The following is a 14002-nucleotide window of genomic DNA, read 5'->3' on the forward strand; positions in this document are numbered from 1 at the left end:
ATTGCGCCCGGTTTTTAAGCTTTTTTTTAAAAGCGATCAATTCATTATGGAAAGAGAAGTAAGAGTACGATTTGCTCCCAGCCCAACCGGTCCCCTGCATATAGGCGGTGTCCGGACGGCTTTATATAATTATTTATTTGCCAAAAAAATGGGCGGTAAAATGCTGTTGCGCATCGAAGATACCGACCAGAACCGCTTTGTACCCGGCGCCGAAAATTACATTTTTGAATCGCTGGCTTGGTGCGGCATTCAGTTAGATGAAAGTCCTTTAACGGGTGGCCCGCATGCGCCGTACCGCCAATCGGAACGGAAGCCGATGTACATGCAATACGCCATGCAACTCGTAGAAGCAGGCCACGCGTATTATGCTTTTGATACGGCCGAAGAATTAGAAGCCATGCGGGAGCGCCTAAAGGCTGCTAAGGTAGCTACCCCTCAGTACAATGCCATTACGCGCAACTCCATGAAGAACTCGCTTACCTTACCTAAGGATGAGGTACAACAGCGATTAGAAAGCGGAGAGCCGTACGTTATCCGGTTAAAAGTGCCTCATAAAGAAGAAGTACGGTTAAAAGATTTAATTCGGGGCTGGGTAGTGGTACATTCTTCGGCAATAGACGATAAAGTACTCATGAAATCGGATGGGATGCCCACTTACCATTTAGCTAATATTGTAGATGATCATTTAATGGAAATTACGCACGTAATCCGGGGTGAAGAATGGTTGCCTTCGGCACCTTTGCACGTGTTGCTGTACCGGTATTTTGGTTGGGAAAGTACGATGCCGGAATTTGCGCATTTGCCTTTATTGCTCAAACCAGATGGTAATGGTAAATTAAGTAAACGCGACGGCGATAAATTAGGCTTTCCGGTATTCCCATTACAATGGTTTGATCCATTTACCAACGAAAAATCGAGTGGCTACCGCGAAAGTGGTTATTTACCCGAAGCTTTTGTTAATTTTCTAGCTTTCTTGGGTTGGAACCCCGGCACGCAGCAGGAGCTATTTACCATGGATGAACTCATAGAAGCCTTCACCATTGATCGGATTGGTAAATCGGGTACTCGTTTCGACATTAACAAAGCCCGTTGGTTTAACGAGCAGTATTTACGCGCCAAACCTGACGAAGAATTGGCTCAGTATTTAATTACGGCTCTAGAAGAGCACCACATCGAATGTTCGCTAGAGAAAGCCACTAAAATTTCGGGCGTAATGAAAGAGCGGGTTACTTTTCCGCAGGATTTTTGGCGCGAAGCTTCTTACTTTTTTGTGGCGCCGGAACATTATAACGAGCAAGTGGCTGGTAAAAAATGGAATAGTTCCGCCGTAACCGTATTCGAAGACTTTAAAAATCAATTAGATTCTATTACGGATTTTACCGCGGACAATGTAAAAGCATTATTAACGCAAGTTCTGGAGCAACAAGGCAAAAAAATCGGACAAGTAATGCAAGCCCTTCGCTTAGCTATTACGGGTTTAGAAGCGGGCCCGGATTTAATGGCTATTATTGAAGTAATTGGGCCGAAAGAAACGGCTTCGCGCATTGAGGCGGCTATTGCTAAATTGCAGCCCTTTGCCGTTTAGCAGCCTTATCATTCAAGCTGGACCCTGATTTTTTAAATTTTATTACTGATACCCTAAACGGCCTCTACGTTCCAGTAACGTAGAGGCCATTTTTAATTCAAGCGTTAGTCAGCAGGATTTTTTTAAATTTTACGCTCGATTTTGTTGTTGTTTTTTATTAATTGTTCTACCAATCAATTATAGGTGTTAGATTTTAGTAACTAATTAGAGGCAGTTACAAGAAGTTAAAACATCCTTACCGCCATTTTTTGCGTTTCAGGAAAAATTAGTTTTGTTTACTAGCATTATACATTCTACAATCATGGCGAAAAAGAAAAAAACTACGGAAAAAAAAGCACGGGTGCATAAAGATCTCGAAGGCTTTGAGATAAAAGTAAATCCCTTAGGCGAGATTAGCTCGAATTACGATATCGATCGGATAAATGATTTCCTGGACAAAAATGTGCGGGATAAAAAGCTGGTTCATACCCAAGGGAAAGACGAAGACGACGAATTGTACCCCATTGAGCAATCGGAGGAGGATACCGAAGAAAATGAAGCTGATTTTTTACCGGGTGCTTCCTCAGAACTGGATGATATAGACGAAGAAGAAAAGCCGAAAAAATCGAAAAGGAAGTAAGTTAATACATGGGAACACTTTTGCGAAATCAAATTTAAAATAGTTACTTTCCAATCCAAAATTTAAAAAAAGTAGCTATGAGATCGCACGAAATAGATTACCGCATTTATGGTACGGATATCCAAGTTTTAGAAGTGGAACTCGACCAAAACGAAACCGTTATTGCCGAAGCCGGCGCCATGGTTTTTATGGAAGATGGGGTTACTTTTGAAACCAAAATGGGCGACGGCTCGGAACCGGAACAGGGATTATTAGGCAAGCTGTTTTCCGCGGGTTCCCGTTTTATAACCGGCGAATCGTTGTTTATGACGCATTTTACGCACCGGGGCCATAAACCGAAAACCCGGGTGGGATTTTCGGCGCCTTATCCAGGTACTATTATTCCCATTGATTTAAGCCGTTCGTCCAATGGGATTATTGTGCAGAAAGACGGGTTTCTGGCGGCAGCCTTAGGAACAAAAATTCAGATTCATTTTAATCAAAAATTAGGTTCCGGCTTTTTCGGCGGCGAAGGTTTTATTCTGCAACGATTAACCGGCGATGGTTTAGCCTTTATTCATGCGGGTGGTACTGTTTTAGAGAAGCAATTAAATAACGAAACAATACGGGTAGATACCGGCTGCGTAGTAGCTTTCGAAAACGGAATAGATTTTAGCATAGAACGTTCCGGCGGTTTAAAATCCATGATCTTTGGGGGCGAAGGTATTTTCCTGGCTACTTTGCGGGGGACCGGCCGGGTTTGGTTACAATCCATGCCGATTAAAAAGCTGATCGAAGCCTTAATGCCGCGTGGCCAAAATACTAATAAAGAAGGCGGCTTACTTAGCAGCTTTTTAGAGTAATCCCTCTACCTTAAAGGGCATCTCCCCTAAAAACAGGGGAGAAGAGACTGAAAAGCTGCGTAGAAAAGCCTAAATTGTTTAGAGTAAATTACAAGTTTGGGTAATAATTAAAATAAATACTTTGGGTGAGTTGTAGTATAAGATTCAGCGGGTAAAGCTAAGATAAATACTCACTAATTAAGTAGTAACAAGAATAATTTCATTCAATGTAACCCCTCTGCCCTTTAGGGCCAGAGGGGTTACATTAACTCTAAAATCTCTTCCAAATACTCGCGGGAGTTACTTAACCGCGGCACTTTGTTTTGGCCGCCTAGTTTGCCTTTCGTGCGCAGCCACTGTAGAAATGTACCGGGTGGCGCTATCTGGATTAATGGGGCAACTAGAGCTAGATCGTTTTGCCGTTTGGCATCATAGTCGGAGTTTACTTCGCGCAAGGTAGTATCTAGCAGGTAAGTGAACGTAGCGAGATTATCTGGTTCCTGAGCAAACTCAATAATCCATTCGTGACCACCGCGGTTTTTGCCTTCAAAGTATACCGGGGCAGCGGTAAAATTAGAAATAATAGCACCCGTTTTCTGACAAGCGGTGATAATAGCGGTTTCGGCGTTTTCAATAATCAGCTCTTCGCCAAAAGCATTGATAAAATGCTTCGTACGTCCCGAAATTTTAATGCGATATGGTTCTAAGGAAATAAATTTTACGGTATCGCCAATTTTATACCGCCACAAACCCGCGTTAGTAGAAATAACCAAAGCATAGTTTTTACCTAGTTCTACTTGGTTAAGCGTTAATGTTTGCGGATTTTCTACTTCAAAATCTTCCGCAGGAATAAATTCGTAGTATACCCCGTAATCCAGCATAAGCAACATTTCGTCGTGCGTACCCGCTTGGTCCTGGATGCCGAAAAATCCCTCTGAAGCATTGTATATTTCTAAATAATGCATCTGCTCCAACGGAATAAGCTGTTTAAACAAATCGCGGTAAGGACCAAAGGCTACTGCGCCATGCGCAAACAATTCCAGATTAGGCCATACTTCCAAAATGTTATTGGTGCCGGTAAGTTCCAGTATGCGATTTAGTAAAACGTACGTCCAGGTGGGTACTCCGGTAATGCTGGTTACATTTTCTTTAGAAGTAATCTCAGCCATTACTTCAATTTTTTCTTCCCACTTATCCATCAACGCCACTTTAAGCGGGGGAGTACGAATGGCCTCGGCCCACACCGGTAAATTGCGCATAATAACTGCCGATACATCCCCGCAAAATGTTTTCGGGTTGTGCTCGTTTTCGCGTAAGCTGCCCCCGATGGATAAGCTTTTTCCGCTGAAGACGCGGGTATCCGGATATAGATTAGAATAAATAGAAAGCATATCTTTGCCACCCTTGTAATGGCAATCTTCTAAAGACTCGGGCGAAACCGGAATGTATTTACTGCGGGCATTCGTAGTACCCGACGATTTGGCAAACCACGAAATAGTAGTGGGCCATAAAACGTTTTGCTCCCCTTTTATTACCCGCTCAATATGCGGGAATAAATCCTCGTAAGTAGACACGGGTACGCGTTGCTTAAATTCGTCTACGGAAGTTATGTCGGCGTATCCGTATTGTTTACCCCAATCGGTGTTCTTAGCTTTATCAATTAAATTAGAAAATAACTCATTCTGAACATCGTGAGGGTACTTACGAAAAAGGTCAATCTGATGAATACGCTTTTTCATGACCCAGGTCATGATCGAATTTATTATTTCCATTTAGTAGTAGTTTATGGGTTATAGAGGATGAGCGAAAGCACCGTTTATAAAGTAGATTCTAACAGCTCACAACGAATAGCTAAAAACTAAGTTATATTTTTCTTTTCAGCTCAAAATGCTTTCCTAAGTAAACGCGACGTACTTGCTCGTCGGCGGCTAGCTCTTCTGCCGTGCCGGATTTTAAGATTTTCCCTTCAAAAAGCAAGTACGCCCGATCTACGATGGAAAGCGTTTCGTTCACATTATGGTCGGTGATGAGGATACCAATATTTTTGGTTTTTAATTTGGCCACAATGGACTGAATTTCTTCTACGGCAATGGGGTCTACGCCAGCAAAAGGTTCGTCGAGGAGCACAAATTTAGGATCTACGGCCAAGGCCCGGGCAATTTCGGTACGGCGGCGCTCGCCTCCCGATAACACAATTCCCTTATTTTTACGTACGTGAGTCAGCGAAAACTCTTCGAGTAAGGCTTCCACTTTATCGCGTTGCTCTTGCTTGGGCTTGTTCGTCATTTCCAATACCGCCATAATGTTTTCTTCCACGGTAAGGTCCCGGAAAACCGAAGCTTCCTGTGCTAAATAGCCAACTCCTTTCTTGGCCCGGCGGTACATCGGCAAAGTAGTAATTTCTTCGTTCTCTAAGTAAATTTTACCTAAGTTGGGTTTTACCAAGCCCACAATCATATAAAAGGAAGTGGTTTTCCCGGCTCCATTCGGACCCAGTAAACCCACAATTTCGCCTTGGTTTACTTCCACCGACACATCGTTTACCACCGTTCGGGATTTATATTTCTTTACCAGGTGCTCAGCTTTCAGTTTCATTCCTTCAAAATTACATAATTAAAGCAGAAGTAGGTAAGCCACCCGGTACTTTACTTTTGCAGTTAGCTTGTACTTCGGGCTACACGTAATGTATTGCCCATTAGTTTTGTACTTGGCGTTCATTATTAATAATAAACTAGGCGGGAGGAATTATTCATTAAACGAATAACCCCTCCCGCCTAGTTTGCTAAACCTGATTTAATTGAAAAATTCTGGGCTATAACAACCGGTTAAAAAGTTTTACTATAGATTTTGTACAGGTTTGCTTAATGAAAGAAGGATACTAGATTTTTAACTCAAATCGAGTAAGCAATTATCCAGGTATTTGACCGCTTGGTTTTCGGTGAGAATTTGGTAGCTAGTCTCTAAAGACATATCTTCCAGTTTAAAAATTGTTTTTTCGAGTAAGTAGGTATCCGAAGCAGTATGGTAAACAGCGAAGGTATCCGGAATATACGATTGATCTTTTACAAGATTTTCAGACGGAATAATGCCTACGGCTAATTGCTCAAACATATCAATTTGAAAAGTATGTCCGCAAGTGGTGGTAACTACGTTAGAAAACTGCATAAAGGAGCTCAAAAAACAACCAGGAAATATTTTAAAAATATGCAATAGCTGTACCAATTACGTGTGTTTTATATTAAAATGGGTATATAAGCTAATTGTTTTAAATAAAATTTTAAATTTTAAATTATTAGCTACTTCCTATTACATTCTTTGATACTTTATATCCCTTAACGGGAGACAGTTCCCAGGATAAAATTTAAAAATTCTGTGTTTTTACAACGAATCCACCACATAGCCATAATCTGCTCCGATTATGAGCGATCGAAAAATTTTTACGTGCATGTTCTGGGACTATCTATTATAAAAGAAACTTTTCGGGCCGAACGTAATTCGTTTAAACTGGATTTAGCCGTAGCCGCTAACTACCAGATTGAATTATTTTCTTTTCCTGACCCGCCGGTCCGGGTAAACAACCCCGAAGCGCAAGGCTTGCGACACTTGGCTTTTGCCGTAAAGGATTTGGATGCTTGCGTCAGGCACTTAACCCAGCACCAGGTTGTGTGTGAACCTGTGCGGATAGACACCATTACCAACAAACGCTTTACCTTTTTCTCCGACCCGGATGGATTACCTTTGGAACTATACGAGGAGTAAGAACTAGTTTTTTTAAAAAAATCTCTTATAAATGGATTTTATTGCCAGTTTAATAGAGTAGTAATAAACAATATTTTGGTTTACAGCGGTTTTTTGAGTTAAAGTAATAGCAATAATAGTAGGTACCACCTACTTATCATATGTAATAAGTTTAAGCTAACCATGAAAAAAACAATCTTGTTATGGGTATTAATTGTTGCTGCTTTTAGTTGTAACAAAAAACAACCGGAAAATAACTCTACAGATTCTTCAGGTAAAAACAACCTAGGTATTATTCTTAAAAATTATTACGAAGACCGGCTGAAACTTTTTCCCTTGGAAGCTACCGCCATTGCTGACCATCGTTACGACGACCAGTTACCCAATGACATTACCGTGGCGCACCGAACTAAACTTAAAAATTTTTACAGCCAGTACTTAAACGAGGTACAAAGCCTAGATAGCACGGCTTTAAGCGGCCAAGAAAAATTAAGTTATCAGATTTTTAAACGCGATATGCAATTAAATCTGGAACAGCTTACTTTTCCGGAGCACTTAATGCCCATTAATCAGTTTTATAGTTTGCCTATTACGTTTGGTCAGTTAGGTTCGGGCGCGGGCAATCATCCGTTTAAAACCGTAAAAGACTACAATAATTTTCTAAAACGGATTGATGGTTTTCAGGTATGGGCCGACACCGCGGTGGCTAATATGCGCCGAGGCATACAGGTAGGATGGGTACTGCCCAAAACATTGACGCAAAAAGTGCTGCCTCAGTTTAAAGCAATGGTGGTTACCGATCCGAAGAAGAGTTTGTTTTACGGCCCGATTGATAACTTGCCCAAAAACTTTACCGCTGATGAAAAGAATCAACTAACCACTGCTTACACCGAAGCTATTCAAACTAAAATAATACCCACTTATAAAAAATTACACGACTTTCTAGAAAAAGAGTATTTACCAAAATCCAGAAGCAGTAGCGGTATAAACGCGGTACCAAGCGGCAACCAATATTATAACTACTTGGTTCGTTACTATACCACCACTACACAAACTCCGGAGCAAATTTTTAATACGGGGCAACAAGAAGTAAAGCGCATTCGCGCGGAGATGGAGCAAGTTAAAAACCAAGTAGGCTTTAAAGGCGAGCTAAAAGCTTTTTTTGAGTATGTGAAAACAGCTAAAAAGTTTATGCCTTATAAATCCGCTGCCGAAGTACTGGCGGGATATAACCAGATTCACGAGCGCATGCAACCGCAGTTAGAAAAGTTATTCGGGCGGGTGCCAAAATCAAAGTTTGAAGTACGCCAAACCGAAGCATTTCGGGAAGCTTCGGCCAGTGCGGAATATAATTCCCCAGCTCCGGATGGCTCACGGCCAGGCGTTTTTTACGTGCCAATTTTAAAACCAGAAACCTATAACAGCACCCGCATGGAGTCTCTATTTCTGCACGAAGCCATTCCGGGCCATCATTACCAGATATCGCTGCAACAAGAAAACGAAGATTTACCGCAGTTCCGGCGTTTTGGCGGCTACGGCGCCTACGTAGAAGGTTGGGCCTTATACACCGAAAGTTTAGGTAAAGAGCTAGGTTTGTATACCGATCCGTATCAATATTTTGGCCGATTAGGGGCCGAAATGCACCGGGCGGTACGCCTGGTAGTAGATGCCGGTATGCACAGTAAAGGCTGGACCCGCGAACAAGCCATTCAATTTTCGAAAGATAACGAAGCTTTGTCCGAGGAAGGAATTGTTGCTGAAATTGAGCGGTACATGGCCATTCCGGGGCAGGCGTTGTCGTATAAAACCGGCGAGTTAAAAATTAAAGAACTGCGCCAACGATATACCCAGGAGTTAGGTAATAAATTTAACTTAAGCAATTTTCACGATGCAGTACTCCAGGATGGTAGTATGCCGCTGCAAGTACTCGAAGCAAAAATGAATACTTGGGCAGCAAAGCAATAATTTTTCTTTCCTCTAGCATCTAAAATTAAGACGGTAAGGCGAGTTAAAAATTTATAAAAAACGGCAATAATGCTCATTTTTTTAAATTTTTAACTCGCTTATCTCTTGTAAATCAACTATTTTGCATAAAACAAACCTGATTTATTGAACTAAGCCCGTAAAATTTAAAATACCGGAAAATTACGCTAAATACCTTCAGCTTTATACCCCTAAACTTACGTACCCGGCTTAGTATGCAGCTTCGCCAGAAAATAAAGGTTGTTCAATTCTTATTAAAAGATGCCTTTCGCGAGTACCGAAAAAATGATCCACTCCGCTTAGGCGCTTCCACGGCTTTTTTTACCACTTTTGCTTTACCTCCTATTCTGGTGTTGCTCATCAATTTTCTAGGCTTGTTGTACAGCACCGATATTATTAGTGCTCGGTTGATTGATCAGGTGCAAAGTATGCTGGGTTACCGGAGCGGCTCCAGTCAGTTAAGTAAAATTCTCGAGAACATTCAGCATATTCCACCAAATGGCTATTATGCCGCTTTAGGTATGCTTTTTTTAATTTTTGTGGCTACCACCTTGTTTATTGTAGTAAAAAGCTCCCTCAACCAACTCTGGAACGTTCGTCCTCGTAAGAGCAGCACCTTTAGTCATATTCTCAAAACGCGTTTAATAGCCTTGGGGCTAATCATTTTTACCGGAATATTGTTTGTAATAACTTTAATGACCGAGTCGGCCTTTAGTTATTTAGGGGATACTTTATTCGAAGCATTACCTAGTCGGGGATTGGAAGTAGTTCGGGTAGGTAATGCATTGATGTCCTATATGATTGTAACGGCTTGGTTTGCCATTACTTTTAAATATTTACCCGATATTCGCATTGCCTGGAAACCGGTGTGGATAGGTGCCCTTTTTACCAGCTTGTTATTTACCGTGGGTAAGCTAGTGCTAGGCCGATTATTGTTGCACAGTAACTTAGGACCTATTTACGGGCCATCAGCTTCAGTTTTAATTTTAATGCTGTTTGTTTTTTACTCGGCCATGCTTATGTTTTACGGAGCAAGCTTTACCAAATCGTACGCGCACTATGCGGCTTTTAAAATCCGACCCAAGTCTTTTGCGCTCCGTTACCGTGCCCGGGGACAAAAAATACCGGTAGTATAGCAAGTAGCTAAAACCGAAGTAGGATAATTTTTAAATTTTTGTTGAGTTTACTGTCCGTTTTTACCTTTTCCGCCTTTTTCAAAGTTCTTACTAGCTCGCAAAGCGAATATCTTTAATCCGGAGTTGTAAGGAAATAATTCCACGATACGTGTTTTCTTCTATAGAATAACACACATCAAACGGAATCCCTTTCTGGATGCGGTCGTAATGATCGGCCATGCCAAAAGCAATCGCGTCCAGTGGGGTGTTGCCATCTTGAGCCAAGCGTAGTTTTAAGTGGGTATCGCCTACTACCCGGCACGAACCCGTATCAAACACGCACTCCGACCAAAATACCGGAGTAGGGTTACCCGGACCAAAGGGTTTCATTTGTTTGATAATATTGTAAAAATTAGGCGTAATCTGGCTCAGGTTAAGCTTAGTATCAATTTCAATTTGCGGTATTAGTAGTTCTTCGGTAATAGTGCGCGCTACAATTTCTTCGAACCGTTCCCGGAAAGCGGGTACGTTTTCTACTTTCATGGTTAATCCGGCGGCGTACATGTGCCCGCCATATTGTTCGAGTAAATCGGCGCATTCTACAATGGCGCTATGCACATCAAAGCCGGGTACCGAACGGGCCGAGCCCATGGCTTTCCCGTTAGATTGCGTTAAAATAATAGTGGGCCGGTAGTATTTTTCGATGCACCGCGAGGCCACAATGCCTACTACGCCTTTATGCCAGGTTTCTTTGTACAAAACCGTAGAACGGGATTTCCGCAGCAGAGAATCCTGCTCAATCATCAGCAAAGCTTCTTTGGTGATGCTGGTATCAAAGCCCCTGCGTTGTTTATTCGATTCGTTAACAATATCGGCTTTTTCAAAAGCTTCTTCTTTCGTTTCAGCCAGTAACATGTGCACCGACCGTTTGGCATCACCCATCCGGCCCGCCGCATTAATGCGCGGGGCAAAACCAAAAACAATGCTACTGATATCCAGCTCTTCTTTTAATCCGGCTAATTCTTTCAAAGCTTCTAATCCGGGCCGCAGTGGCGCACCCGAATTCAAAATTCGTAAACCATAATAAGCCAAGATGCGGTTCTCGCCGGTTATAGGTACAATATCGGCCGCAATACTTACTACTACCAAATCCAGCAAACTAAATAAAGAAGCCGGATCTATATCGTTTTGAGTGGTAAAGGCTTGTAAAAATTTAAATCCTACACCACAACCTGATAACTCTTTATACGGATAAGGACAATCGATGCGTTTAGGATCCAGTACCGCAACTGCCGCCGGAATAACTGCATCGGGCAAATGGTGATCACAGATAATAAAATCAATTCCTCTGAGTTTTGCCTCTTTAATCTTGTCTACTGATTTAATGCCACAATCCAAGCTGATAATCAAAGAAAATCCGTGATCATGGGCCCATTCAATACCTTGACTGGAAACACCGTATCCTTCGGTCTCACGGTTGGGAATGTAAAAATCAATAACCTGAACATATTGCCGCAAATAGCTGTATACTAAAGCAACAGAGGTAGTACCATCTACGTCATAATCGCCATAAATAAGCACTTTTTCGTTTTGGTGAATGGCTTCATTTAAACGATCTACCGCTTTATCCATGTCGCGGATCAGGAAAGGATCGTGCAGGTCGTCCAGGGAAGGTCGGAAATAAGCTTTGGCTGACTCGAAAGAGCAAAGGTTACGTTGACAAAGAATGCTGGCCAGCGTGGGACTTATTTTTAAACTATCAGAAATTTGTTTTACGGCAATTTCGTCCGGAACTGGTTTATATACCCATCTTTTCTCCATATCGCTACTGGCGGCTGTACTGCTACGAATACAAAAGTACGGATATTAATAAAGATTTACGGATAGAAGTTTCATATTTGCTTCGGCCCTCCTCAAGTATTTTGTAATTTTTACGAGAGTTTATTTGCATGTATTTTGAAAAACTAAAAGAAATTTACCATAAATACAAAGATTATATTCAAACGGATGCGTTGATGTACCTTTTCTTTATCATTTTTATATTATTCTTATTTATTTTTTTCAGCGATTAAACTCTTGATCAAAGAGGCTTCAACTTTACTACAGAATAGCGTTGTACTTTTCGGTAAATTAATCCGAGAAGGGCTTTGGCCATGAAAATATTGATTGTAGAGGATAACCGCGAATTGGCAGAAACTTTAGTGCATTACTTAAAGCAGGAGGGATACCTCTGCGAAACTGCCTATAATTACCAAACCGCCGAAGAAAAAATACATATTTACGAATACGATGTAATTGTGCTGGATATTACTTTACCGGATGGTAATGGCTTGGAAATTTTAAAGCAACTAAAGCAGAAAAGGCCGGATGAAGGCGTATTGATTATTTCAGCTAAAAACGCTTTAGATGATAAATTAACCGGCTTAAACCTGGGAGCCGATGATTACCTAACCAAGCCCTTTCATTTGGCGGAACTCAACGCCCGTATTCAGTCGTTACTCCGGCGTAAGCGTTTTAACGGCAGTCACGAAATAACGGTGGGCGATTTACGCTTAAATACGGTTACGGCTCAGGTGCTGGTAAAAGAGCAGGAAATTATTTTAACCCGCAAAGAATACGAGTTGCTCTTGTATTTTTTAAGTAACCGGAACCGCATTTTAAACAAAGAAGCTATTGCGGAGCACCTGTGGGGCGACAACATTGATATGGCCGATTCTTTTGATTTTATTTACACGCATATTAAAAATTTACGCAAAAAAATAGCTAGCCATGGCAGCACCAGCAATATTAAATCGGTGTACGGCATGGGATATAAATTTGTAGCCGAATGAGACTCATTACCAAAACAACGCTGTTGTATCTATTAATCACGGCCCTGGTAATTGCGAGCAGCGGTTTAGTATTATACAATATCACTAACAATTTTATTGAGAAACGTATTCGCGATTATTTTCTGCACAAAGAAGAGCGCCTGACCGGTTATCTTTCAGATCCTAATGTTAATTTAGAAGGCATCAATTCTTACAAATCGCAACGCGTAATACTGCGACCTGATTTAAAAATTACGCAGCTTACAAATTACGACCGCGATACTATTCTTTTTAACGAGATGGAAGGAGAACGACAGCCTTTTCGCGCCCGAACTTTAGATAAAGTTGTGAACGGAAAAATGTACCGCATCTCTATGTACATGGCTTTAAAAGAATCGCAGTTGCTGTTGGGCGGAATTATTACCTCGCTCTTTTACGTGTTTCTAGTTTTATTAGCTTTAATGTTGCTGCTTAACTATCTGGCGTCGCGGTATTTGTGGCAACCTTTTAATTATACGCTAGAGCAAATTAAACATTATTCGCTTAATCGGGGAACGAGTTTGGCCGAAGTACGCACCACTACGAAGGAGTTTAAAGAACTTAATAACTTGTTTGCCCAAATGACTAGCCGCATTGAGCAAGATTTTCGGAACATGAAAGAGTTTACCGAAAATATCTCGCACGAAATACAAACTCCTCTGGCTATTATAAAAGCAAAAGTAGAAATGCTGCAAAAGTCGGAGAAGTTAACCAGCGAGCAGGCCAAAACCGCCGGCGCTATTTACCGGGCTACCTCGCATTTGTCTAAGTTAAGCCGAACGCTGGGTTTAATCAGTAAAATTGAAAATCAAGAATTTACCAAGCACGAGCGTCTGGATTTATGCTCTTTTCTAGAACCTTTGCTTTTTAACTTTAAAGAATTAGCGGAGTTAAAACAAGTTAAAGTAAATTTTAAAGCAACCGAAGAAGCCTATATCACCATCGACCCGTATTTGTTAGACGTTTTGCTGAGCAATCTGGTAAAGAATGCCCTTAGCCATAATTATGAAAAAGGCGAAATAACTATTTGCTTACAACAACAACAATTAACTATTTGCAACACCGGCGCTCCGCTCGATTTTCCGGAATGCGAAATATTTGATCGGTTCCGGCGCAATGGTCAAAATTCTTCCTCATTAGGTTTAGGTTTAGCCATTGTTCAAAAAATTTGTACCCTCAATAATCTAGATATTAGCTACCGTTACCAAGAGCCGCTGCACTGTTTTATTTTAAAATTTTAAATTTAGTCCATACCCGATAGACCATAGTCCATGCATGCTCTTTGTTTAATG

12 protein-coding genes are annotated in these 14002 nt (G+C 41.3%); 8 read left to right on the forward strand and 4 right to left on the reverse strand.

Annotation, left to right across the window (positions count from 1 at the left end; all coding sequences use genetic code 11):
- Positions 1-46: 46 nt before the first annotated feature.
- The 3 genes from gltX (at position 47) to AHMF7616_RS21900 (ending at position 3046) form a co-directional block, all read left to right on the forward strand.
- The gene (gene gltX, locus AHMF7616_RS21890) at positions 47-1585 is read left to right on the forward strand and encodes a glutamate--tRNA ligase (RefSeq protein ID WP_115374824.1); all 1539 of its coding nucleotides are present in this window, start codon (positions 47-49) and stop codon (positions 1583-1585) included.
- A gap of 301 nt (positions 1586-1886) precedes the next feature.
- Entirely contained in the window at positions 1887-2204 is a 318-nt protein-coding gene (locus AHMF7616_RS21895; protein WP_115374825.1) for a hypothetical protein, read from the forward strand.
- A 77-nt stretch (positions 2205-2281) separates the two neighbouring features.
- Positions 2282-3046 carry a TIGR00266 family protein gene (locus AHMF7616_RS21900; protein ID WP_115374826.1) on the forward strand — a complete coding sequence of 255 codons (765 nt, stop codon included), beginning with the start codon at positions 2282-2284 and terminating at the stop codon, positions 3044-3046.
- Between the two features lie 239 nt (positions 3047-3285).
- On the opposite strand, the gene AHMF7616_RS21905 is transcribed toward AHMF7616_RS21900, so the two are convergent.
- The 3 genes from AHMF7616_RS21905 to AHMF7616_RS21915 all read right to left on the reverse strand — a co-directional run bounded on the left by AHMF7616_RS21905 (position 3286) and on the right by AHMF7616_RS21915 (position 6190).
- A complete protein-coding gene (locus tag AHMF7616_RS21905) occupies positions 3286-4797 on the reverse strand; it encodes a GH3 auxin-responsive promoter family protein (protein WP_199474307.1) in 1512 nt (503 codons plus the stop codon).
- 91 nt (positions 4798-4888) lie between these two features.
- On the reverse strand, positions 4889-5620 hold the full coding sequence (gene lptB, locus AHMF7616_RS21910; RefSeq protein ID WP_115374828.1) for an LPS export ABC transporter ATP-binding protein: 732 nt from the start codon (positions 5618-5620) through the stop codon (positions 4889-4891).
- Positions 5621-5911: 291 nt separating this feature from the next.
- Complete coding sequence (locus AHMF7616_RS21915) at positions 5912-6190, reverse strand: hypothetical protein (protein WP_115374829.1); 279 nt, start codon at positions 6188-6190, stop codon at positions 5912-5914.
- A gap of 207 nt (positions 6191-6397) precedes the next feature.
- Between AHMF7616_RS21915 and gloA2 the strand changes: the two genes are divergently transcribed.
- The 3 genes from gloA2 to AHMF7616_RS21930 all read left to right on the forward strand — a co-directional run bounded on the left by gloA2 (position 6398) and on the right by AHMF7616_RS21930 (position 9882).
- The gene (gene gloA2, locus AHMF7616_RS21920; RefSeq protein WP_115374830.1) at positions 6398-6784 is read left to right on the forward strand and encodes an SMU1112c/YaeR family gloxylase I-like metalloprotein; all 387 of its coding nucleotides are present in this window, start codon (positions 6398-6400) and stop codon (positions 6782-6784) included.
- A 162-nt stretch (positions 6785-6946) separates the two neighbouring features.
- Positions 6947-8728 carry a DUF885 domain-containing protein gene (locus tag AHMF7616_RS21925; protein WP_115374831.1) on the forward strand — a complete coding sequence of 594 codons (1782 nt, stop codon included), beginning with the start codon at positions 6947-6949 and terminating at the stop codon, positions 8726-8728.
- 233 nt (positions 8729-8961) lie between these two features.
- Positions 8962-9882 (forward strand): YihY/virulence factor BrkB family protein, encoded by a 921-nt coding sequence (locus AHMF7616_RS21930; protein WP_115374832.1) that lies wholly within the window; start codon positions 8962-8964, stop codon positions 9880-9882.
- A 90-nt stretch (positions 9883-9972) separates the two neighbouring features.
- Here AHMF7616_RS21930 and recJ read toward each other — a convergent pair whose 3' ends face one another.
- Positions 9973-11682, reverse strand: coding sequence for a single-stranded-DNA-specific exonuclease RecJ (gene recJ / locus AHMF7616_RS21935; protein WP_115374833.1), 1710 nt, complete (start codon positions 11680-11682; stop codon positions 9973-9975).
- A gap of 332 nt (positions 11683-12014) precedes the next feature.
- Between recJ and AHMF7616_RS21940 the strand changes: the two genes are divergently transcribed.
- Together AHMF7616_RS21940 and AHMF7616_RS21945 are read left to right on the forward strand one after the other, a co-directional pair.
- Positions 12015-12692, forward strand: coding sequence for a response regulator transcription factor (locus tag AHMF7616_RS21940; RefSeq protein WP_115374834.1), 678 nt, complete (start codon positions 12015-12017; stop codon positions 12690-12692).
- The gene (locus tag AHMF7616_RS21945; protein WP_115374835.1) at positions 12689-13951 is read left to right on the forward strand and encodes a sensor histidine kinase; all 1263 of its coding nucleotides are present in this window, start codon (positions 12689-12691) and stop codon (positions 13949-13951) included. Before AHMF7616_RS21940 ends, AHMF7616_RS21945 begins: the two co-directional genes overlap by 4 nt.
- Positions 13952-14002 lie beyond the last annotated feature (51 nt).

The organism is Adhaeribacter pallidiroseus, assembly GCF_003340495.1.
Lineage (GTDB): Bacteria > Bacteroidota > Bacteroidia > Cytophagales > Hymenobacteraceae > Adhaeribacter > Adhaeribacter pallidiroseus.

Bases quoted from the DNA above. Each gene is read 5' to 3' on its own strand.
- gltX (WP_115374824.1), top strand. From the start codon at position 47: ATGGAAAGAGAAGTAAGAGTACGATTTGCTCCCAGCCCAACCGGTCCC.
- AHMF7616_RS21895 (WP_115374825.1), top strand. From the start codon at position 1,887: ATGGCGAAAAAGAAAAAAACTACGGAAAAAAAAGCACGGGTGCATAAA.
- AHMF7616_RS21900 (WP_115374826.1), top strand. From the start codon at position 2,282: ATGAGATCGCACGAAATAGATTACCGCATTTATGGTACGGATATCCAA.
- AHMF7616_RS21905 (WP_199474307.1), bottom strand. From the start codon at position 4,797: ATGGAAATAATAAATTCGATCATGACCTGGGTCATGAAAAAGCGTATT.
- lptB (WP_115374828.1), bottom strand. From the start codon at position 5,620: ATGAAACTGAAAGCTGAGCACCTGGTAAAGAAATATAAATCCCGAACG.
- AHMF7616_RS21915 (WP_115374829.1), bottom strand. From the start codon at position 6,190: ATGCAGTTTTCTAACGTAGTTACCACCACTTGCGGACATACTTTTCAA.
- AHMF7616_RS21925 (WP_115374831.1), top strand. From the start codon at position 6,947: ATGAAAAAAACAATCTTGTTATGGGTATTAATTGTTGCTGCTTTTAGT.
- AHMF7616_RS21930 (WP_115374832.1), top strand. From the start codon at position 8,962: ATGCAGCTTCGCCAGAAAATAAAGGTTGTTCAATTCTTATTAAAAGAT.
- recJ (WP_115374833.1), bottom strand. From the start codon at position 11,682: ATGGAGAAAAGATGGGTATATAAACCAGTTCCGGACGAAATTGCCGTA.
- AHMF7616_RS21940 (WP_115374834.1), top strand. From the start codon at position 12,015: ATGAAAATATTGATTGTAGAGGATAACCGCGAATTGGCAGAAACTTTA.
- AHMF7616_RS21945 (WP_115374835.1), top strand. From the start codon at position 12,689: ATGAGACTCATTACCAAAACAACGCTGTTGTATCTATTAATCACGGCC.